The following is a 21,538-nucleotide window of genomic DNA, read 5'->3' as shown; positions in this document are numbered from 1 at the left end:
CTTAATCCTTCGTCACGCGGTTGGCTTCCTCAAGGCTGGTCACGCCCTCAATCACCTTCTTGAGGGCAGACTGGCGCAAGTTCGGGAAGCCTTCGGCCTGTGCCTGCTTTGCAATTTTAATGGAGCTGGCTTCCTCCATAATCATGTTCGCCAGTTCCTCAGTAATCTTGACCACCTCGTAAATACCGACGCGGCCTTTGTATCCTCCATTGCATTTATCACAGCCCTTGGGGCGGTACAACGTGAACCCTGTATCAATTTGTTCCTGTGTGAACCCCTCCTCCAAAAGCACGTCCTTGGGCACCTCGAAGGGTTGCTTGCAAGAAGGGCACAGCCGCCGGCCCAATCGCTGGGCAATGATCAAGCTGACCGACGTGGCGATGTTGAATGCCGGCACACCCATATTCATCATGCGGGTCAGCGTTTCTGCTGCGCTGTTGGTGTGCAGAGTGGACAATACCAGATGGCCTGTTTGCGCGGCCTTGATGGCAATGTTGGCGGTTTCCAGATCCCGGATCTCGCCCACCATGATGATGTCCGGGTCCTGGCGCAGGAACGCTCTCAGTGCTTCCGCAAAACCCAGCCCGACCCTGTTGTTCACGTTAACCTGGTTAACGCCTTCCAGGTTGATTTCAGCAGGATCTTCCGCTGTGGAGATATTGCGCTCCGGAGTGTTCAGGATGTTTAGGCCCGTATAGAGAGAAACCGTCTTACCGGAACCCGTTGGCCCGGTCACCAGAATCATCCCCTGCGGCTGTTCAAGAGCATCCATGTACAGCTTCTTCTGCTCTTCCTCGTAACCCAGAACATCAATGCCAAGCTTGGCCTGGCTCGGGTCCAGAATCCGGAGCACAATCTTTTCGCCCCAAAGGGTCGGCAGGGTATTCACCCGGAAGTCGATCGCCTTGGTCTTGGACAGCTTCATCTTGATGCGGCCATCCTGGGGTACCCGGCGTTCGGAAATATCCAGTTGCGCCATGATCTTTATACGAGCAGAAATCTTTGGCGCCAGTTTGATGGAAGGGCGGGACATTTCCTTAAGTATGCCATCTGTCCGGTACCGAACCCGGTAGGTTTTTTCGTATGGCTCGAAGTGCACATCCGATGCACCGCCTCGGATGGCATCAAGAAGCATCTTGTTCACATACTTAACAATCGGCGCATCATCGACATCTGTGGCCGCCACAACGGCATCGTCTTCCTGCTCGCCGCCCTCAGTCTCCACACCCTCCAGGTCGGCATCGTCCAGGTCGCCCATGGAGCTGTCCTGGGATTCGAGGTACTTGTCAATGGCGGTCCTGAGTTTGGCATCGTCCACCAGGATAGCGTCTGTACTGAGACCGGTATTGAATTTGATCTCATCCAGCGCCTGAATATTGGTAGGGTCGGAAACCGCGATAAACAGCCTGTTCCCGCGCTTGTATAGTGGCAGAGCGTTGTGCTTACGGATCAGTTTTTCGTCGACCACCTTCTCCGGCATCATTTCCGGCAGAAATGCGCTGAGGTCCAGTACCGACACCCCGAACTCCATGGCAGCCGAAAAGGCCAGTCCACTGCTGTTAGCCAGCTCGTTCTGAACAAGATAGGTAATAAGCGGAATCTTGTTCTGGGAAGCTTGAATAAAGGCATCTTTCGCCGTCGCCTCGTCCAGAAGGCCATCTTCGACAAAGCGCCGGGCGAGCCCTGTCAGCGTCACGTTGGAATTATTGGTAGCCATAGAGGATTTAAGAATGCCGCCTAAGTTGCTGAAATTTTGTCAGGTGTGAATTAACCAGAGTTTAGATGGATGGGATGGGTTTGGAAAGTCGGTGTTTTGTATGGCAGAGGTGACCAAAAGCGTCACTGGCTGACGAGTAAAGGCACTTCAGGCTTGAATCGGCTACGTAGGTTTTGAAGACATGCGGCTTCTTAGGTTCTTGATATGAAACCAGAAATTAACATTATATTGCATTTGGCACGCACGATGCATGCTTCTGGACAGGCTGCTCCATCGGAGTGTGACTGACGAAATTTTGGAGATAAATTATGAAAAAAGCTCAACAGGGTTTTACTTTGATCGAACTGATGATCGTTGTAGCGATCATTGGTATTCTGGCGGCGGTTGCTATTCCGGCTTATCAGGACTACACCATTCGCGCTAAGGTTACAGAAGGGCTAGGGTTAGCCTCTGCTGCCAAAACTGCTGTGTCGGAGTACTATGCTTCCCAGGGGTCTCTGCCTGCTGACAATGATGATGCAGGCCTGGCCGGCGCTACCGACTACGAAACAGATTACGTAGATAGCATCACAGTTACTAGTGGTGTTGTGGAAGTGAATTTTGACGACACGTTGGGTGGCGATGTGACGGGCACTGCGGACAGCGTTTCGTTTTATCCGACGCAGAACACAGCGGGCGCTGTACAGTGGAAGTGTGCTGCCGGTACTGGTGGTACCTATACTACACCAACTGGCAGTAACGCGATTGCTACCAAGTACTTGCCCTCAAACTGCCGCTAATAGCGCAGGTTGATCTAAGAGAAGCCTCAGCAGAGGCTTCTCTTATTTCCGACTATGACAAAATTCAGGATTTTCGTAGCTAGTCTGGTTTTTCTGGCAGCTTGCTTTGCGTCAAGCTTATTTATTTATCCCTCCGAAACATCGTATCTAGACGATGAAGTGAATCTAGCTCCTTTGCGTTCACTTGACGAAGACCCGTCTCAGTTTGCTTATCTAGTGACAAATAATCAGTCTGGTTTGCTTGGGCGGCCCGTATCAATGGCTTCCATAGGATTGGACGTATTCCTTTTCGACTTCTCGTATAAACAGTTTAAAATTACAAATGCTGTAATCCATTTGATCAATTCGATGTTAGTGGGGTGGCTCTCTTTTCTATTGTTTTCATGGTTTTCGGTTTCAAAAAAATACTCTTTACTGCTCGCCCTGTGTACTACTGTTTTTTGGCTTATCCTTCCGATCCATGTATCAACTGTAATGTATCCAGTACAACGCATGGCGCAGCTCAGTACTATATTTGTTTTATTAGGGCTTACTCTGTATGGGGCTGGACGAACCTTACTGCTCCATAAGGGAAGGAGTCGTGCAGGGATTGTTCTTATCTTAACTGCTCTTCTTGTATGTCTTCCGTTGGGGCTGTTTTCAAAAGAAAACGCGATTCTTCTTTTGCCACTGATGTTTTTAATTGAAATTACCTTTTTTCGCAACGACCCCAGTGTCAGCGGTCGAAGAATACGAGTAGCCTGGACAGCGGGAGCCTTTATATCGGTAATTTTTCTAGCGATCTTCTGGACGCAGATTGTTAGTTACATTAATGCGGATTACAGGGATCGGTTGCCTTATCAAAGTCTGTTGACTCAATCACGTATCCTGTTTTCGTATCTTCAGGAGATAGTTTTTCCTTCTAATTCGAGGTTTGGATATTTTCATGATGACATTGCGGTGTCAGAAAGTTTATTTGAGCCTATTCAAACTTTATATGCTGTTTTGGCAGTGGTAATAATATTAGCGATATCCATATATGGCGTGCTATTAAGACGCTCTATAGTAGCCTTCGGGATTTTGTTCTTTTTTATTGCTCATGCATTGGAGTCCAGCATACTTCCACTTGAGCTCTATTTTGAGCATCGAAACTATCTCCCTAGCGTTGGGGTAGTTATCGCATTGGTCGCCTCAGGCTATTTTATATCCAAAAAAATAAATTCAGAGCCATTAGTGGCATTTTTCTTTATAGGGTTCTTGGCGATTACAGCATTTATTTCCGTGGAACGAAATATTATCTGGAATAGTCCGGATGTCGGGATTGCTCTTAGTGAATTGAACCACCCGGACTCGCCCAGATCGATCGCTGCGTTTGCGATTTTTCAGGCGGAAGCTGGATTCTATGAATCCTCATTAAGAAATTTGGCAAGAATACAAGAGCTCAGTCCTTCCCTTTATGCCGCAGTGGAAGTCCAAAAACTATACGCAACTTGTGTTAATCGATTCCCCATAACTGAGAAAGATGTTTCTTTTTTCAACAGAAAATTTAGTGTAGGGTCATCTCAATATTTCAATCAAGGGCTTTCATCATTGACAGTAGCATTCGAGTCTGGTCGTTGCGCAACGTTCGAGCCGTCAGCACTGGTTGCACTCTCTAGGTCATTTCTTGGCAATCCAATGGTTCCCGCAAGCACCCATAAGCGTATGGGAGAGCTAATGCTAGCTGGCAACGAAAGGCTGAGGGGGATTGAACATTTGATGTTAGCGTGGAGAGCGGAACGGTTAGATGTTCGGTCTTCTATTCTACTGTTTGAACTATTGCTTAGCCATGAACAATATGACAGGGCAGAGGTCATGATTAAAAAGCTGGATGCAGCGGTTGATGAAAGTGGCGTAGATAGTTGGGAAGCTGTTTACTCACAGGCGAAAGGTTATTTACAGTCAGTTAGATAGCATAGCTTTGAATGTTAATATAGGTAACATTTTTTAGACGAAGCAGTTTGAGAGTTTAACACCTATATAGGAAACTAGTGTGGAATCTAGCGTATCGATAGTAATTCCGGCGAAAAATGAGGCACGAAGCATAGGCAGGCTTGTCAGGCAGATTCTGGAGGGTGGTTGGGCGAACGAAGTGCTCGTAATTGATGATGGCTCTTCAGATGGTACGGGATCAATTGCAAAGGAGCAGGGTGCGGATGTTATCTGGCACCCCTATTCCAAGGGTAACGGTGCTGCAGTTAAAACCGGTGCGCGAATTGCCTCCGGTGAGGTTCTTATTTTTATGGACGCTGATGGTCAGCATCAACCGAAAGACATTCCGCGGCTTTTGTCTCAATTAAGTGACGGATATGACATGGTAGTCGGTGCCAGAGCCAGTGACGGACAAGCCAGCTTCGGGAGAGGCTTGGCAAACAGTTTTTATAACCTTCTTGCCAGTTATATGACAGGACAAAAGGTGCAGGATCTCACATCAGGCTTTAGAGCCGTTCGAAGAGAAAAGTTTTTACAGTTTCTGAATTTGTTGCCCAACGGCTTCTCTTATCCTACAACTTCAACAATGGCATTCTTCAGAGCAGGTTATGCAGTTGGGTATCTACCCATCGATGCTCCTAAGCGAATTGGTAAAAGTCATATAAAACCCATTCGAGATGGCATTCGATTTCTTTTAATAATTTTTAAAATTGGTACGCTTTACTCACCATTGAAATTGTTTGTGCCGATTTCTTTTTTTCTCTTTATCTGCGGACTTTCTTACTATGGGTTTACTTACCTCACTATGGGTAGGTTTACCAACATGAGTGCACTGATGCTCACGACCTCCTTGATAGTATTTATGGTGGGGCTGGTTTCGGAGCAGATTACCACTTTAATGTATAAGGATAGTGATTGATAAGTGGCTAGCGGAGCGCATCAAACTAGAGATAAAAAGCCTCGCCTCTTGGTTTTAGCTTCAACCTACCCCCGTTGGGCAGGTGATTATGAGCCTGGTTTCGTCCACGAACTTTCCAAGCGATTGACTCCCCACTTCACGGTTCGCGTGTTGTGTCCCCACGCCAGATGGGCAGCAGTGCGGGAAGATCTGGATGGCGTGGAGGTTGTCCGCTTTCGCTATGCCCCATCCTTTATGGAAACACTTGTAAATCATGGCGGAATGCTGCAAAACCTGAAAAAAAATCCCTTCAAAGCTGTATTACTTCCATTTTTTGGAATAATGCAGATTGTCTATACGCTCGTGCAACTGATTCGTTATAAGCCCGATGTCATACATGCGCACTGGATTGTTCCTCAAGGTTTCTGTATCTATTTGGCCAAGGTCCTGACGAGATCTAAAGCCCCCTTTCTGCTTACGTCTCATGGTGCTGATCTTTTCGCCTTGAACGGCCGCCTGTTTCAAATGCTAAAGAGCCTGGTGGTTAGAAACGCAAGTTTCGTTACGGTCGTTAGTCAAACGATGATAGGAAAAGTTCGTGATCTAGGGGCCAACGGAAGACGAGTGCAAGTTGTGCCGATGGGAGTAGATTTGACCAATGTATTTATTCCCTCGAATGACCCAAAGAAAAAATTTGAAATCTTATTTGTCGGCAGATTAGTTGAGAAGAAGGGCGTTAAGTATCTCGTGGAGGCCATGGTAACTGTTGGTGCTTCGTTCCCGAAAGCCCTTCTTCGAATTGTCGGGTATGGGCCAGAGGAGGAGGCGCTCCGCAATCGTGTGGCTGAACTTGGTCTCAGCAATCATATAGAATTTAGTGGCGCAGTGAGTCATGAAAACCTGCCAAAAATGTACCAACGAGCCAATATTTTTGTGGCCCCTTTTGTTGAGGCAGAGGGGGGCGACCAAGAAGGGTTTGGGTTGGTATTGGTCGAGGCCCTGGGCTGCGGGTGCAAATTGGTTGTTACTGAAATGCCGGCTACGAAAGATAGTTTGGACGATGTCAGCGTCGTAAGTATCGTTCCGCAGCGGAATATAGACGCTCTAGCCGCTGCCATTAATTTTCAGCTTGAAAGAGGCGCAGAGCTGCGATGTTTTGAACGATCCCGGCTAGTTAATCGTTTCGACTGGGAATCAATTGCTGACACCTATGCAACTATTCTTAAAGACATTCAGGTCAGCTGATGGACTCCAATTACTACACTACAAAAGAAGCTAGCGAAGGTTCGTTAATCGACTTGGTTATACCTGTCTATAACGGTGCCGCGTTATTGAAGGCCCGAGAACAGGAGCTCTTTGAGTTAGCGGAAAAGAATCCTGACCTGCGCATTTTCGTTGTTGATGATGGGTCTGAGGACGACTTCGCTGGTGCAGTAGAGGCGCTTACAAGGCATCAGCGTGTCATTGCTATTACGCTTTCCGAAAATGGCGGCCGGGCCGTTGCGCGGAATGCCGGAGCGTTTGCTGGTTCAGCACCTTTTATATGTTTTGTGGATGTAGACTGCAAGCCTTGTGAGGATTGGGTGCGGATACTACGGGACGCAGTCAGAAGAGGCCGTCAGTTTGTTTTCGGAAGGGTAGAATGCATAGAGCAGACTTTTTGGAGTCGGTACGTGAACGATGTTTATCGTTCACGTGAAGCTGGAGCCCGGCATGATGGCGCGAATATGTCTTCCCAGATATTCATGGTTCGGCGATATCATTTTGAGAATTGCGGCGGTTTTTTTGAAGGTTACAGATATTATGGCTTTGAAGACCGGGACCTATTTAATCGTTTAGTTGCCAACGAGGGATTGGAGCCGGTTCTGTGCAAGTCGTTAGTGGTTCGGCATGAGCCAGAGATCGGCCCAGATGCAATTTGCAGGAAGATGTACATTGGAGGGAAATATTCAGCTGGTGTCTACGCTGAGAGGTTCCCTACCAGTTATCGTCAATCAGACTATTGGTATTTCGATTTTCGCCAACATGGGCGTGTCTTTGTTGCGGGTCTTGCCATCATGCTTTGTTTATATGAGCCTTTATTAAAACTCCCGGCTGATTTTTATAATAGCAAGCTTTTTCCTTATGTTTTTAGAAAATATACTGCCAAGTTGCTTTTCGCGCTTTGTTTTGCGCGGGGAACCCGAGATTCTTCACGTTAACCCGGGAGTCCGGCTAAGTGCATGATTTGTCGATAATCGTTCCAGTCTTCCGTGATCAGAGCAACCTTAACATCTGCCTTGACGCGATTATCTCTCAAGCGTCGAGCAATTGTGACTCTTTAGAGATCGTTGTCGTCAATAACGACCCCGGAACGAAAATTGAGCTTCCAAATCTACCCTCACTTGAGATAAAAGTAGTCAATTGCCTGACCCCTGGTTCTTATGCTGCGAGGAATACTGGTGCAGATGCCGCAAGAGGGCGTTACCTGATTTTTCTTGATGCGGACTGTGTTCCTGATACTCACTGGCTTGAACAGTGCCTATATTTGGTTTCGCAGCAGGAGGCTCCAGATGTCGTTGGTGGCGAGGTTGATTTTATTGTGTCTGAAAGGCCCTCTGGTATCGAGGCCTATCAGGCGATTGTAGGTTTTGGACAGAAGGAAAATATTCTATTTCGTCGCTTTTCTGCGACAGCCAATTTGTTAGTCCGCAGGGCAGCCTTTCTCGAAACAGGGCCGTTTAATGAAAGATTGCTTTCTGGAGGGGATAGAGAATGGTGTTGGCGTGCTTTTCAGAAAGGTTTTGAAGTCGAATATGATCCCGAGCTGACTGTCCGAACGAACCCCAGGCGCCGGTTCTCACAAGCTCTTGTTCAGACACGTCGGGTAGCCGGGGGCCGTGCGAGGCTATCGACAATACTGGCTGAACATAAGCTTGTTCCTAAAGACTTGCTGGAGCCAGAAAAAGATATTTACGGGAAAATCGGGAAGATTTTTCAGGCATCCCGCTTCTCTTTGGGTTTGAGGCTCCGGGCTTTTCTAGTAGCAATTGTTCTAAAAGTTGTACACGATGTTGAACGAATTAGAGTAAGGCTTGGAGGACAGGCCGAGAGGCGATAACACTATTCGTTGCTCCAATCTGATAATTCAGATATCTGGGGCTTCAAACAATCATCGTATGTTTTGGCCCTATCAGATATCCACCTCATCAAACAACTCCGCCACCTCAACATCCCACCCAAACCTATCTCTCACTCGCTTGCGCATAACATCACTGGCAACCATCTCACCATGAGTGATGTAAACCTTCTCAGGCTTCAACGTGCCAGCCTCAAGCCACTGCAAAATCTCATTATAATCCCCATGGGCAGACAGAGAATCCAGATTATGCACCTCCGCCTTCACCGGCCAGTGCTCGCCATGAATCTTCACCGATTCAGCACCGTTAACCAGCGCGTCCCCGCGTGTGCCCGGCGCCTGGAACCCCGCAAACACGATACTGTTCCGTGGATTGGGCAGCAGCGTCTTCAGATGGTGTAACACCCGGCCGCCACTGGCCATGCCGCTGGCAGAGATGATAATGCAGGGGTAGCGTACGGCATTGAGCTCGATAGACTCATCCACTGTGCGGACAAATTCGGTGTTCTCGTCGATCATCCCGCACTGGCCGGCGCTCAGCTTGTGTTCCTTGTGATGCCGGGAAAAGATCTCGGTGGCTCTTATCGCCATGGGGCTGTTCAGATAAACCGGCATTTTCGGTATCCGGCCTTCGCCCATGATCTTGTGAATCAGGTACAACAGCATCTGTGCGCGGCCCACAGCAAAGGAGGGCAGAAGCACAATGCCGCCGCGTCCTGCGGTTTTGGTGATGATTTTCGCCAGTTCGGATTCCGGGTCGCTTTCAGCGTGGAGCCGATCGCCATAGGTGGACTCGCACACCAGTACATCGGCTTTGTTGATGGGCTCCGGTGGCCGCATGATGACGTCATTCTGCCGGCCTACATCGCCACTGAATACGACGGTGCGGTCGCTCCCCCGATGATGGACGTGCACGCAGGACGATCCCAGTATGTGCCCGGCTGGGGTGAAGGTCACTTCCATTCCCTTAACCGGTTCAAAGCGTTCGTGATAGTGCAGCGACTCGAAGTGCTTCAGTGCCTCTTCGGCATCCTTGACCGTAAACAGGGGTTCCGGCTTGTCGTGCTTTGAGAACCCTTTGCGGAAGGCGTATTTGGCATCCTCTTCCTGCAGGTAGCCGGCATCCGGCAGCAATACCTTGCACAACTCGTGGGTGGCTTTTGTGCAGTAAACCTTTCCTTTAAAGCCGTTTTTCACCAGCGCTGGCAAGTAGCCGCTGTGGTCGATATGGGCATGGGTCAGAACGACCGCATTGATGGATGACGGCTCAACCGGAAAGCGCGCCCAGTTGCGTTTGCGCAGGTTCTTGACGCCCTGGTACATGCCACAGTCCACCAGCATCCGGTGTTTGTCATCCGACAGCAGATAGCGTGAACCGGTTACCGTGCCTGCACCGCCAAGGAATTTCAGCTTCATGAAGTCATCCTTGCAATAATTTTGATGTGTTTCGTCACTATCGCCCATCATAGCTTAAAAGTTATTGATCTGACGCAGGAAGCTTGGGGTCAGACCCCAATGCATTTCAGCTGGCAAAATGTTCGGGGGTCTGACCCTGGGTCACAGCCTTGATCCATAATCCCGTGGGTTGTGAGTTGTAACAACATCTGTGCATGCGGGTGTTTGTTGTTTTCGTTTCTGTATGTACAATAAAGGACATGAAAATTGAATTTGATCCAGGGAAGGATGCGCTCAATACCATGAAACACGGTGTTTCATTGGAAGATGCTGCGTTGCTTGAGTAGGATTTTGTATGGGCTGTCGAGGATGGTCGCAATGACTACGGCGAACGCAGGATGATTGGGTATGGGCCTATTGGTAGTCGTGTCTACTGCGTTGTTTACACTGAAAGGGGTGATGCTCGGCGTATAATCAGTTTCCGAAAGGCCAACAGACGAGAGGTGAGGCTATATGCGGACAAAATCTAAATCAGGGCGGGTGTTTGAGTTGCCGTCGGATCAGGAAGAGTCCGATATTAATAAGGGTATCGCGGGGGACCCAGATACCAGGGAACTTACAGACGAGGAGTTTCATCGGCTCCGCCCACTGGGGCGACCAAAAGCGGAGGTCACCAAGGAGCGGATAACCATCCGGCTTTCACCGGAAGTCGTTGAACAGTTCAGGGCTACTGGCAGCGGCTGGCAAACCCGGATGGATAGGGCGTTGCAGGAGTACCTTAAAACTCACACCCAGTCGGAAGTTGAGAGGCTGGGGTAGTTGCCGGGAAAGCTGGGGTCAGACCCTAGGACATTTCAGCGATCAGATTGCACTGGGGTCTGACCCTTGGCATTTTGCAATTGTTTTGATGTGTTGCGTCACTATCGCCCATAATAGCTTAAAAGTTATTGATCTGACGCAGGAAGCCAGCGCCCATGCATTACAGCTCGATCCTCCCCGACGTGCTCAAGATCGCCGACGAAGCCAGCGAAAAAGTCCTCAACATCTACATGACGGACTTCAAGGTGAACTACAAGGCCGACGAGTCGCCGATTACCGCAGCAGACGTTGCCAGCCACCGGATTATTGTGTCGGGCCTGCGCAACCTCAGTCACGATATTCCGATATTGTCGGAAGAGGGCGTAGAGATCCCCTGGAGCGAGCGCAAGCACTGGCATCGGTTCTGGCTGATCGACCCCATCGATGGTACCAAGGATTTCACCCAGCGCACGGGCGAGTTTACCGTCAACATTGCTCTGATTGAAAACGGCGAGCCCATCCTTGGGGTGGTGACAGCGCCGGCCCTCAAGGAAGCCTATTGGGGGTTGAAAGGCGAGGGGGCTCATAAACGGGATCGCACAGGCCGTGTGCAGCGGATACGGGTAGCTAGTCCCGGACAGGCCAAGCGCGTTGTCGCCAGCAAGAACCACCTGAATGAAGAAACCAGGGCTTTCATTGATAAACTTGGCGAGCATGAACTGGTGCAGGCGGGTAGCTCCCTTAAATTCTGCAAAATCGCCGAAGGCCATGCGGATATCTATCCCCGGCTGGGGCCGACCTGTGAATGGGACACCGGCGCAGCTCATGCCGTGTTGCTGGCGGCAGGCGGCAAAGTGGAAACCCTGGATGGCGAGCCCCTGCGATACGGCAAGGAAGATCTCCTGAACCCACATTTCGTCGCATCCGGCGACTGGTATTGAAACATAACGGGGTCAGACCCCCGGACATTTCCCCTCATCAAATGTCTTGGGGTCAGACCCCAAATCGGGTATGCATCTCTTCCTGGAAGGCCTCAGTTCCAAGCGGCTTGCCTGCAATTGCGGTGTATTGGATCAGATCATCCATGCCTTCCGGGGCTGGGCCGGCCACAAAGGACCGGTAGCTTTCAAGGCGCTGATCCGGGTCCGGCTGGTAGGCCAGGTAGCAACTGTGGGGCGTGTGCCACTTTGCTTTTAGTCCGTACCCGTGGCACCGGTAACTCGACCATTGATAGTCCCCGGCATACTGCACCATGCCTGCTTTCACCGGGTTTAGCTCAATATACCGCTGACACTGCAGAAAATAGCTCTCGGTATCCACCAGGCAGGACTTGAATCGTCCCTCCCAGAGCGTGCCCGAACGCTCGTATTTGAAATTGAAATACTGCGCGTAACGCTGGCCCAGGGCTTTCATGAATCCAGACAGCGCTTGATCCGTTTGCGGTGTCACCAGCAGATGGGTGTGATTGCTCATCAGAACCCAAGCATGGATGTCCACTCCATGCTCTCTCTGGTAGCGGGACAGAAAGGCTATGTAGGCGGCTTTGTCTGGAAAATCCTGAAAACAAACCTGCCGGTTATTCCCCCTCTGAATCACATGCTGGGGCATCCCGGCCGGGCAAATCCTTGGTCGGCGGGCCATGTCACATTCCTTGTGAACTGATTCGAAAACGCAACAATCTGCCGCACTCCGCTACCAATTTCAAGTTGGGGTCAGACCCCAATGCATTTGGTGCGGTGAAATGCACCGGGGTCTGACCCCATGGAATGGGGTTACATTCTCCGGGCTGATCGTTATAATCCGTTTGAGCTCAGGATGAGCGAAAGACATTTACTTCTTCAGGGACCGAAGACATGCCCCAGGCAACCGGACTGCAGTTCACGGCCACCCTTGGCCAACTCCCCAGAGACCTGTTCGCGGTCGTCCGCTTTGAACTGACCGAAACCCTCTCACAGCTCTGCCACTGCAAACTTGAACTGGCCAGTACCTCGCCAAATGTTGCCGCTGAAGACGTGCTGGAACAGCCGGTGGACCTGGTGGTCTGGCAGGACGGTAGGCCTCTTCGGCGCTTCCATGGCGTAGCCAACGAATTCGCCCGCGGCGACACCGGCTACCGCCGCACCCGTTACGAAGTCATCGTCCAGCCCCCGCTGTGGCGCCTGGGCCTGATGCACAACAGCCGCATCTTCCAGACCCGGAGCACCGACGCCATCGTGCGCACCCTGCTGGAAGAGCGGGGCATCATCGACACCGTGTTTGATCTCAAGCGCCCGCCCGCAGAACGGGAATACTGCGTCCAGCACCGGGAAAGTGACCTGGCCTTTATCGAACGGCTGTCGGCCGAGGAAGGCTGGCATTACCGCTACAGTCATGGCGACCTGGAAGGTAATGACCAGCCCGCCCTGATCATTGCCGACCACCACGGCGACGCCCCCCGGCTCGACCCGGTTGAATACAACGGCAGGGCCGGCGGCAGCGCCCGCCAGAGCGCCATCTTCCAGTTCAGCTACCAGGAACGGGTCAGGGCCGCCTCCGTGGCCATGAAGGACTACACCTTCAAAAACCCCGCCTATGCATTAATGCACGAACAGCAGGCCGACAAACTCGACGCCCAGCGCGAGGACTACCAGCACTTTGATTACCCCGGCCGCTTCAAGGCCGACGCCAGTGGCCAGCCCTTCACCGAAAACCGCCTGGATGCCCTCAGGAACGACGCCACCACGGCTAACGGCCAGAGCAACCGCCCCGACTTCACCGTGGGCGCCAAAGTCGAACTCACCGAACACGACAACGAGAGCCTGAACCGGGAGTGGCTGTTTACCAGCATCACCCACACCGGCGAACAGCCCCAGGCCCTGGAAGAAGAAAGCGGCGGTGGTGCTACCACTTACCACAACGCCTTCAACGCCATTCCCGCGGACCGCACCTGGCGCCCCCAGGTGGAACACCGCCCCTTGATGGACGGCCCCCAGATGGCCATTGTTACCGGCCCGAAAGGGGAAGAGATCCACTGCGACGAGCACGGCAGGGTAAAAGTCAGATTCCCGTGGGACCGTTACAGCAAAAACGACGAACACAGCAGCGCCTGGCTCAGAGTGAGCCAGGGCTGGGCCGGCGGCCAGTATGGATTCATGGCATTACCGAGAATCGGCAACGAAGTCATCGTCTCTTTTCTGGACGGCGACCCGGACCAGCCGATCATTACCGGCCGAACCTATCACGCAACGAATACACCGCCCTATGCGCTGCCGGAACACAAGACACGCACCACCCTCAAAACCCAGACCCACAAGGGCGAGGGCAGTAACGAACTGAGGTTTGAAGACGAGGCCGACAAAGAGCAGATCTACGTCCACGCCCAGAAAGACCTGGACCTGTTGACCGAAAACAACCGCACAGAAGTCATAAAAAATGACAGCCACCTCACCGTGGACAACCACCGCAAGGCCCACATCAAGGGCAATGACCACGCCACGGTGGCTGGCGAGAAACGGGAACAAACCGGCAAGGACCACAGCTTCAATGTTACCGGCACCCTGCACCTGAAAGCCGGCACCGCCTGGCTCAGCGACTCCGGCACCGAACTGCACATCAAGGCAGGCCAGAAAGCCGTCATCGAAGCAGGTGCGGAGATCACTCTCAAGGCCGGTGGCAGCTTTGTGAAGATCGACCCAAGCGGCGTTTCCATGGGCGGTGCTGCCATCAAGCTTAATGCGGGCGGCTCGCCGGGTAAGGGAAGCGGGCAGAGGGTGCAAGTACCGGGGATGCCGGGGTTGGTGGATAAGGCCGGGATTGTTAGTGCTGCGCCTGAACAATTGCCGGAGGCACCTCAAAGACAGATGGCTAAACCAGACCAGATACGCGCCATCAAGAACGCAGCGAATCAGGGCAAGGGGATCTGCCAGGTCTGCTCGCCAGAATCAAAAGGTGCGAGCTGATGGGGAATCTGACGAGCTTTCCCGGCAACGGTAAGACATTCCTCCTTGTTGATGGCGCCAAGGTGAATGACTTGTCTCAGGCTATTTATCGCGAAATAAAAACACCGCTTTGCGATGCGCTCTACAGGGGAACTGAGTTTGCTGACCTGTTGGAAATCTCACCGTGGCTGGTCGAGGCAGGAATGGACAGTTCACTGGCGATTAAATGCTTCGAGGAGTGGAAGCACCGTGGTGTAGCCATCGTATTGCAGGCCGATTGCGATTTTGAAGAGTTAATAGACCACTTGCGTGGGTTGCTTATGGCCAGGCTGGTAACGGGGGATGAAGTTGTTTTCCGGTTTTATGACCCAGAAATCGCGCGACATTTGTTGAAGCGGGATTCATCAGGTGAAGATGCAAGGCGATTGATGGGGCCTTGTAGTCTGTTTGCCATTCAGGATCGCCGCACGGGTGAGTGGGAGCACTTCTACAGTAAGCAGCCGTCAGGTGAGCGGCAGGCAGAAGTATTCAATATTCGTGATGAACACCAGGTAGCCATGGAAAGAGCGGCAGAGCAGACAGCCCTCCGGAAACTCGAACTTCACACTGCGGACTACTTCCCCCATCTGCTTCAACAATCAGGTAAAAACGTGCAGGACTGGAGTGCGGTTTCCGCGATAGTCGACGCGGCAAAAGCGCGGGGGTTGTACAGTACCCGCGATATCGCCCTGTATATCAATACGATTGGCTGGCTTGGGCATCAAGCATTCGAAGACAGTGAAGTACAGAATCTATGGAAACAGAATTCCACAGCGCCAGGGAAAGCCATAGCGCGAATTGCAGAATTCGCCGAGAAAAAGTCAACGGAGGGACTGGTTCATGGGTAGCGCTAACAGCTCAGCGTTTTTACAGGGTGCGGATGACATCAGTTCAGCGGCCCAGATGTGTCCGCTCCAGCTTAAAACCGTTGCGCTGTATCCAGTGCGCTGGGCGATCAGTCAGGAAGAAGTTGCTCTGCCCTCGAACTTCCGTCCGCCTTCCGTTGCCCTTGGAACCGCTCATTACTGTGTTCGAAAACTGACGCCCGGCTGGGTTTACATGTTCTCCGAAGTCTTCGGAACACTGCATGAATATCAGGTGAACGAGCAAGGCGAGATAGCGGAAGTGCGGCCCGGTGTGAACTCTGTACTGCTGCCAGATGCCGACGCTCAAAGCGCTTTGCCCGCCATACATCACCCTGCGGAAGGGACCGTGCTTCTGAAATTTGTGCAGCACCGATGGACTGTGCGTTTGCAGGAACTTGTACGAACGGACGCACAGGTCCGTGAGGAACACATGCAGTCGTTCGACCTGAGCGGACTTCCGGGAAGTCGTCAAGGCGTAAATATCAGTGAAACCGAAGCCATAAACAGAGTGGTTGAAGATTTTCGGCCAGAGCAAATGGATTTCGAATGGAGTCTGACGGATTTTGCGCAAGGAATCAGTGAGTCGGATTTGCAGGGGCAGTGCAAAAAAGAAACTGAATTTTCGTACTGCGTTGCCCTTGACGACGAAATCGGCATCACCTCCGAGCTAGGTCAACTGCATGCCCTTCATGTAAATCTGATTATGAATTACTCGGAGGAGAACGCATACGCCTACACCACCTCCCAGATGGTGGACGCGCTCATTGCTCGCGAGGCCAGTAAGAAGGAATCGGACGAAGACCAGCAAGAAGTCACCGAGGAACTGAAAAAACGAATTCGTTCAGCGGAGAAGGACGCATTCGTTGAAACCTACCACAAAAAGCTTGAGGAGTATGACCAGGCCCGGGCATTCGTATTTGATGACTGGAAGCGTTGGATTGATTCTGACCCGTTGGCCAGAAAACTGGAGTTCAACGATTGTTACTGTGCGGAAGGTTTCGAGGCGGTTGAGCAGGAACTGGCAGATATACTGGATGGCTATGTCGGTGCGGAGAAGGGCAAGGAAGACGCCGAAAAGTGGTTGGCTACTGACGAAGGCGAAGCCGGAACGGTCGGGAACATGGTAAAAACCGCGCTATTCCTGGCATCTGCCACCAACGGTGTTGCCCAGAAACTGAAAGACCTTCCCGGTTTTGACTATGGCAGCCTGAAGATCGTGGAAAGTATCTTCGACATGCCGGCGTATGTGCGCGTGGGCACCGCCACCGACGCCCTTATGCTGGAGTTTGCCGCCCCCGCCGCAAAGATGGGGGCCTGGGCGAAAGATCCTCAAACCTGGCCGCAGTGGAAAAAGTGGACCAAGGCCGTCCAGAAGCGCTATGGCATTGATGTCCATCGGCAGGGAATAACGCTGGATACTGCGGTGGAACTGCTCCATGCGGTCCATCGCAAATCGCTGGAAGCCGCAGGCCATAACCTGTCCGACCTTGCAATGACTCCCCTGGCCGCCGGCATGGCGGATGCCAGGATCAGGAACTACCTGAACAGGGCCCTTATTGAAGTATTCCACCTTACCCCGGATTTCAAGGACAACCCATTTGGCTGGCTTCATACCCGGCTGGACCCGATGGTTGAAAGCATTAAACAGAACCGGGGCAAGTTCATTGGAGCCGTGACCTTTTTCCACGCAATTAATGTAGCAAGCCTGTTCTCAGGCCTGGATGAGGCCCAGCAGGATGTAATGCTGGGTGACCGATCCGTCATCGACCGGTGGGGGGGCTTTGTATCCGGCCTGTGGAGCATCGGCGAAGGCGTGGTGAACCTCAGTGGGTTGCTGATCAAGGAGGAGTACGCGAAAGCCCTCGGGGCAAACCTGTCGGCGGCTGGGGCGAGGGTGTCGGTGGCTCTAAGTATCTTAAAGGATGTGAAGATTTTGTCTGTTGCTGCAAAGGGCTTCGTGACAATTACCACAAAGACCCTTCCCTACGTGGGTGTTTTATTGTCGATAGGTTTGGAAGGAAGGCGGGGCCTCCAGGCCTTGGATGCAGGCCATCACTCAATGGTGGCCCTGTCCGGGGTCCAGATAGGGTTGAGCATAGGTATTACCTACCTGGCTACTCTGGCGGTGGCGGGTGCGATTACCACCGGGGTAGGCGTGTCCGTTGTACTTGTGGTAGGCGCGGTTCTGATTGCAGTCTCCTTCGTTATCAGCGTGGTACAGCTATACATCGCCCGGTCCCGGATCGAGGATTTCCTATCAATGTCATTCTGGGGCAACGCGCCCACGTTGCGTTACTGGGATGAGCAGTCCAGGCCATTGAGCGCGGAACTGCTGGAGGAAAGCCGAACCGTTATTTCTCAGGATGAAGGCGTCGATGTCAGGCGTTATTTTGAAGCGGAATTGGATGCGTTTTATTACATGCTGTTTTCTCCCGTTGTGAGGATCACGGAGCACATCGGTCGACATTGGGATATAAACCGAGGTGAGCATCAGGTCATGTCGGAAATGACTTCCTTTATGGTGTATTTGCCGGGGTACAGTGATGGGAGTTGCACGTGTTCCATCAGGCTGTTCGAGGTGGACACCAACTGGTTTGAGAAAGATGAACCGAAGGATATCTCAGACTTGTTTCATAGGAGGAAGCAGTCAGGCGCCTCTACTGGGGGTGTTTTATTTCGGTTTGACCACTACAACCATAACAAGTGTGATCAGCTTGAAATGCTGATTGAATACGAGAAGGACGGCCGGAAAGTCACGGGTGAAAACGGGCTTCGTATCATCCTGGACGGTAATGATGTGGAGGAATTGGGTGTCGATGAAAGACTCGCCTTTGAAGTGTGATTTTCCGGAAACGGACCTGGAACAACAGCTGGAAAAGAAGCTGTACCGTACTCATGGTGCGCGGCTCGCCAGCTTGCCGGCCACGAAGGTTGCAAGGGTGTCTGATTCCTCGGAAGAGATGGACTCTGGTGTAGCCTATATCAGCGAAAGGTTCATGGACATCAGAACGACCTTCTTATCTCTTAGAAGGGCCATGCCAGTCATCGTAAGTATGTTCATGATAATTGTCCTGGCATTGGGCTGGATTGTTAGCTTGTTCTATTCAAAGGCGTTGCTTGGAGTATTGATCGCTTTCGGTCCCGTCTGGGTGGCCGTCTACCTGTTCGAGATCTTCTTTCCGTACACGCTGCCGGTTCGGATCGATCGTAAGGAGGGGTTCGTCTACATAGGGCACCGCGGCACCTTCTACCGAATTCCCTGGGACGAGCTGGAGGTGACCTTTTCCTACAACTGGCAGTATCTGGGCTCTGGTGTAGTGTGGGAGCGGCAGTACTACGCCCACCTATTTATGCGGGAAAAGCATTATTTTTGTGGTAACCGCCCCAAGATGCCGCTGCAACGCAAGAAGATCTTTTCCGGGTTTAAAGAAGAAGATATGTATCGGAAATGGAATTTTATTGTCAGGTATTACAACGAGGGGATTGTTGAGGAGGATGAGGAAAATCTCTACGGAGCAAATTTTGACTCATATAATCAGCACGTGGCCGGCCAAATGGGTCGTCGTATTTTCGGAAATATACTATTTTTCTTCTTTATGCCGACCATAATTTGGTCGAAGTATACGCCCCTAAAATATAAGTGGCCGAAGGAGATTGAAGAGATCTTTGGGAAGATTAACTATTACTGATCCAGTAATCGAGGTTTCCCTGATACTGCGTTCTGCCCTATTGAACTGACGACCGAGTGAGAAGGATGGCCGGAAAATCACGGGAGGAAACGGACTCCGCCTCATTCTAAACGGTAATGAATAGAGTGTAAGCCAGGGGGGGCAGACCCCAAACCATTTCATCAGGCAAAATGCATTGGGGTCTGACCCCATGTATTCCGGGTATTAAGCGTAATCCGGCAACTCTGATATAATTTCAAGCCTAGCGCAATTGAGGCCCCGAAAATGTTCGCAATAGAGTTCGAAGCAGATATTCAGAATGGTGTAGTGAAAATCCCTGAAAAATACAGCCAACTGGAGAATCGCCATGCAAGAATTGTTGTGATGGTGTCAGGGCAAGGTTCTCAGGACCCTACAGAGACCTCCCTGGATTTCACTGACTGCGGAATAAAAGCATTTGAAGGCAGGGACGGCCTGGAAATACAGAGGGAAGTACGTGATGAATGGTAGGTATTTGCTGGACACCAATACCTTCATCTACGCGATCAATCGCAAGTTAGCGCTACCTAGAAATATTTACGCAGCATCCGTTATCACGAAAATGGAGTTGCTTTCCTGGCCTTCACTGCAAGATGAAGACGAGATCAAGCTGAGGGCGGTTCTGCAGAGTTTGGCCATAGTAGAGCTTAGCGAGTCAATTCAAGATGTGGCCATTAAAATTCGCAGGAACACATCACTCAAATTGCCCGACAGCATAATCTCCGCGACTGCCATCATAGGCGAATTTACGCTCGTCACAGACGACGATAAGCTACGCAAACGCCACGTTGGTAAAGCAATATCCTTGGAAGAGTTGTTAAGTAAGCCACCTCTGTAAAGCATGGGGTCAGACCCCAAGCCATTTCAACTCGCAAAATGCATTGGGGTCTGACCCCATTTATTCTTTAATTCCAAACAGATTTGTAATAACACTTCAGGTTGATGCTAAAATACCAAGCGAACTTGGAATTAAAGGCATCACCCATGGAGCTCACACTCCAGATTCATTGGAACAACCGCTGGCATGATGCGGGGCTTATTCGGTTTTTACAGCCGGAGCAAGGCCTGTCTGGAAGGCCCATCTTCTCTTACAGCGCGGAGTACGCAGTAGAGGCTCTGGAGTGGCTGGGTGACTTTGAGGCGCGGGGGCTCATCGACAAAACAGCAGTCGGTATTAACCTGCCTTGTCATTTGGGCGGTGACTACCTGGCTGGTGAGATCGCCCCCGTGTTGAGGGACATCATTCCACAGGGCGCGGGCCGCCGGCACTGGTTAAAGATGCTTGGATTCGAGCGGGATCCGGAACAGGCGATTGATACTCGGTTGCTGGCGGAGGGTTGCATTGCCCCAATCGGCAACCTGCGAATCAAGGAAGCGGCCGATGCTTTTGCTGAGAAGCTTTCCCAGGCCGGCCTTTTGTATTTTTCCGCTGAAGAGGTTTGCACTCGGGCTGATAAGCTGGTTGAGCATGTCCAGGCGATGGGCGTTGCCATTGGCGGTGCGACCGGTGCTGGCGGCGATGCTCCCAAACTCTTGTTAGTGGAAAACCACGAAGGGCAATTTGCGCTTGAAGGGACGGTGCCTCCAGGCGAGATTCGCAAACACTGGCTCGTGAAATTTCCCCGTGGCCGAAAAACACGTGCCGATATCGCCGTGCTTCAGGGCGAAGCTGCCATCTGCCGGGCACTTGAGACTCGCGGTTTCAACACGATCAAAGGGTCACGCCTTGATGAACACGAGGGGCAGTTCGCACTCTGGCTCCCTCGTTTCGACCGGGAAGTGGTTGAGGGTGAGTTGGTTTGCCACGGTGTTGAATCCGTCTATTCCATTATGGGCCGGATAGGCGATGGCACCGGCCTTGATCATGCAGAGGTCATCAGAAAGCTGCAAAACTGCGTAACCAGGCCGGCCAACCCGGACAGGTTGCTGGCCGACTATCTGGTGCGCGACATTCTGAATACCGCAATCGGCAATCGCGACAACCACGGCCGAAACACCTCCATTATAAAGCGAGGTAGACAAATCGAACTATCACCAGCCTACGACCTTGCCCCAATGGTGTTGGATCCCGAAGCCATTGCCAGGACCACCTTGTGGCCCAGGGAACTGAGAAGCGGCAAACTGGAGCCAGACTACCCTACGATCATCAATGCCTTGTCTGTCGACGCTGATGAGGTAACGAGGGACGTGACTGACCAACTGGAACAACTGACAGGCCTGAAAGAAGAGCTGGCAAAACATGGTGCGCCGGCAGAGATGCTTGAAAACAGAGCTATTGCGTTCGATGCAGTCGAGAAGGTGTTGGATCAGCTAAGTCGTCCGCCGCAGCCTGCTGGACCGCGCAGATAAGGTTT

18 protein-coding genes and 1 pseudogene are annotated in these 21,538 nt (G+C 51.6%); 16 read left to right on the top strand and 3 right to left on the bottom strand.

Annotated elements, in window-relative coordinates; translation table 11 throughout:
• Position 1: 1 nt before the first annotated feature.
• Positions 2 to 1,717 (bottom strand): type IV-A pilus assembly ATPase PilB, encoded by a 1,716-nt coding sequence (pilB, locus tag QPM17_RS12800; protein WP_285391168.1) that lies wholly within the window; start codon positions 1,715 to 1,717, stop codon positions 2 to 4.
• Positions 1,718 to 2,025: 308 nt separating this feature from the next.
• Between pilB and QPM17_RS12795 the strand changes: the two genes are divergently transcribed.
• The 6 genes from QPM17_RS12795 to QPM17_RS12770 all read left to right on the top strand — a co-directional run bounded on the left by QPM17_RS12795 (position 2,026) and on the right by QPM17_RS12770 (position 8,444).
• Complete coding sequence (locus tag QPM17_RS12795) at positions 2,026 to 2,496, top strand: pilin (RefSeq protein WP_285391167.1); 471 nt, start codon at positions 2,026 to 2,028, stop codon at positions 2,494 to 2,496.
• A gap of 159 nt (positions 2,497 to 2,655) precedes the next feature.
• Positions 2,656 to 4,428 (top strand): hypothetical protein, encoded by a 1,773-nt coding sequence (locus QPM17_RS12790; RefSeq protein ID WP_285391166.1) that lies wholly within the window; start codon positions 2,656 to 2,658, stop codon positions 4,426 to 4,428.
• Between the two features lie 79 nt (positions 4,429 to 4,507).
• A complete protein-coding gene (locus QPM17_RS12785; protein ID WP_285391164.1) occupies positions 4,508 to 5,365 on the top strand; it encodes a glycosyltransferase family 2 protein in 858 nt (285 codons plus the stop codon).
• A gap of 3 nt (positions 5,366 to 5,368) precedes the next feature.
• Positions 5,369 to 6,589 carry a glycosyltransferase gene (locus QPM17_RS12780; protein ID WP_285391163.1) on the top strand — a complete coding sequence of 407 codons (1,221 nt, stop codon included), beginning with the start codon at positions 5,369 to 5,371 and terminating at the stop codon, positions 6,587 to 6,589.
• Positions 6,589 to 7,545, top strand: a complete 957-nt coding sequence (locus tag QPM17_RS12775) for a glycosyltransferase family 2 protein (protein WP_285391162.1) — start codon at positions 6,589 to 6,591, stop codon at positions 7,543 to 7,545. Before QPM17_RS12780 ends, QPM17_RS12775 begins: the two co-directional genes overlap by 1 nt.
• A gap of 17 nt (positions 7,546 to 7,562) precedes the next feature.
• Positions 7,563 to 8,444 (top strand): glycosyltransferase family 2 protein, encoded by an 882-nt coding sequence (locus QPM17_RS12770; RefSeq protein WP_285391160.1) that lies wholly within the window; start codon positions 7,563 to 7,565, stop codon positions 8,442 to 8,444.
• 72 nt (positions 8,445 to 8,516) lie between these two features.
• Here QPM17_RS12770 and QPM17_RS12765 read toward each other — a convergent pair whose 3' ends face one another.
• Complete coding sequence (locus QPM17_RS12765) at positions 8,517 to 9,878, bottom strand: MBL fold metallo-hydrolase (RefSeq protein WP_285391159.1); 1,362 nt, start codon at positions 9,876 to 9,878, stop codon at positions 8,517 to 8,519.
• A gap of 350 nt (positions 9,879 to 10,228) precedes the next feature.
• Between QPM17_RS12765 and QPM17_RS23785 the strand changes: the two are divergent.
• The 3 genes and pseudogenes from QPM17_RS23785 to cysQ form a co-directional block, all read left to right on the top strand.
• Positions 10,229 to 10,387: pseudogene (locus tag QPM17_RS23785) on the top strand (BrnT family toxin); the annotation flags it as partial.
• Positions 10,371 to 10,676 (top strand): BrnA antitoxin family protein, encoded by a 306-nt coding sequence (locus tag QPM17_RS12760; RefSeq protein WP_285391158.1) that lies wholly within the window; start codon positions 10,371 to 10,373, stop codon positions 10,674 to 10,676. The pseudogene QPM17_RS23785 and the gene QPM17_RS12760, both read left to right, overlap by 17 nt.
• A gap of 155 nt (positions 10,677 to 10,831) precedes the next feature.
• Complete coding sequence (gene cysQ, locus QPM17_RS12755) at positions 10,832 to 11,596, top strand: 3'(2'),5'-bisphosphate nucleotidase CysQ (RefSeq protein WP_285391157.1); 765 nt, start codon at positions 10,832 to 10,834, stop codon at positions 11,594 to 11,596.
• A gap of 52 nt (positions 11,597 to 11,648) precedes the next feature.
• Here cysQ and QPM17_RS12750 read toward each other — a convergent pair whose 3' ends face one another.
• Complete coding sequence (locus tag QPM17_RS12750; protein ID WP_285391156.1) at positions 11,649 to 12,296, bottom strand: transposase; 648 nt, start codon at positions 12,294 to 12,296, stop codon at positions 11,649 to 11,651.
• Positions 12,297 to 12,508: 212 nt separating this feature from the next.
• Here QPM17_RS12750 and QPM17_RS12745 point away from each other — a divergent pair, with 212 nt between their 5' ends.
• From QPM17_RS12745 to QPM17_RS12715, 7 genes are all read left to right on the top strand, one after another.
• On the top strand, positions 12,509 to 14,593 hold the full coding sequence (locus tag QPM17_RS12745) for a type VI secretion system Vgr family protein (protein ID WP_285391155.1): 2,085 nt from the start codon (positions 12,509 to 12,511) through the stop codon (positions 14,591 to 14,593).
• Positions 14,593 to 15,459 carry a DUF4123 domain-containing protein gene (locus QPM17_RS12740; RefSeq protein ID WP_285391154.1) on the top strand — a complete coding sequence of 289 codons (867 nt, stop codon included), beginning with the start codon at positions 14,593 to 14,595 and terminating at the stop codon, positions 15,457 to 15,459. Before QPM17_RS12745 ends, QPM17_RS12740 begins: the two co-directional genes overlap by 1 nt.
• A complete protein-coding gene (locus tag QPM17_RS12735) occupies positions 15,452 to 18,319 on the top strand; it encodes a toxin VasX (protein WP_285391153.1) in 2,868 nt (955 codons plus the stop codon). The genes QPM17_RS12740 and QPM17_RS12735 overlap by 8 nt, the downstream gene beginning before the upstream one ends.
• Positions 18,294 to 19,166: a hypothetical protein gene (locus QPM17_RS12730; protein WP_285391459.1), complete on the top strand. Its 873-nt coding sequence runs from the start codon at positions 18,294 to 18,296 to the stop codon at positions 19,164 to 19,166. The genes QPM17_RS12735 and QPM17_RS12730 overlap by 26 nt, the downstream gene beginning before the upstream one ends.
• Before the next feature lie 264 nt (positions 19,167 to 19,430).
• Positions 19,431 to 19,655 (top strand): hypothetical protein, encoded by a 225-nt coding sequence (locus tag QPM17_RS12725; protein ID WP_285391152.1) that lies wholly within the window; start codon positions 19,431 to 19,433, stop codon positions 19,653 to 19,655.
• Complete coding sequence (locus QPM17_RS12720) at positions 19,645 to 20,022, top strand: type II toxin-antitoxin system VapC family toxin (protein ID WP_285391151.1); 378 nt, start codon at positions 19,645 to 19,647, stop codon at positions 20,020 to 20,022. Before QPM17_RS12725 ends, QPM17_RS12720 begins: the two co-directional genes overlap by 11 nt.
• A gap of 146 nt (positions 20,023 to 20,168) precedes the next feature.
• Entirely contained in the window at positions 20,169 to 21,533 is a 1,365-nt protein-coding gene (locus QPM17_RS12715; protein ID WP_285391150.1) for a HipA domain-containing protein, read from the top strand.
• The last annotated feature ends 5 nt before the right edge of the window (positions 21,534 to 21,538 follow it).

It is taken from the genome of Marinobacter azerbaijanicus, from assembly GCF_030250645.1.
GTDB classification, from domain to species: Bacteria; Pseudomonadota; Gammaproteobacteria; order Pseudomonadales; family Oleiphilaceae; genus Marinobacter; species Marinobacter azerbaijanicus.
The sequence above is the reverse complement of the archived record's forward strand: the minus strand, read 5'-3'. Positions and strand labels throughout refer to the sequence as shown.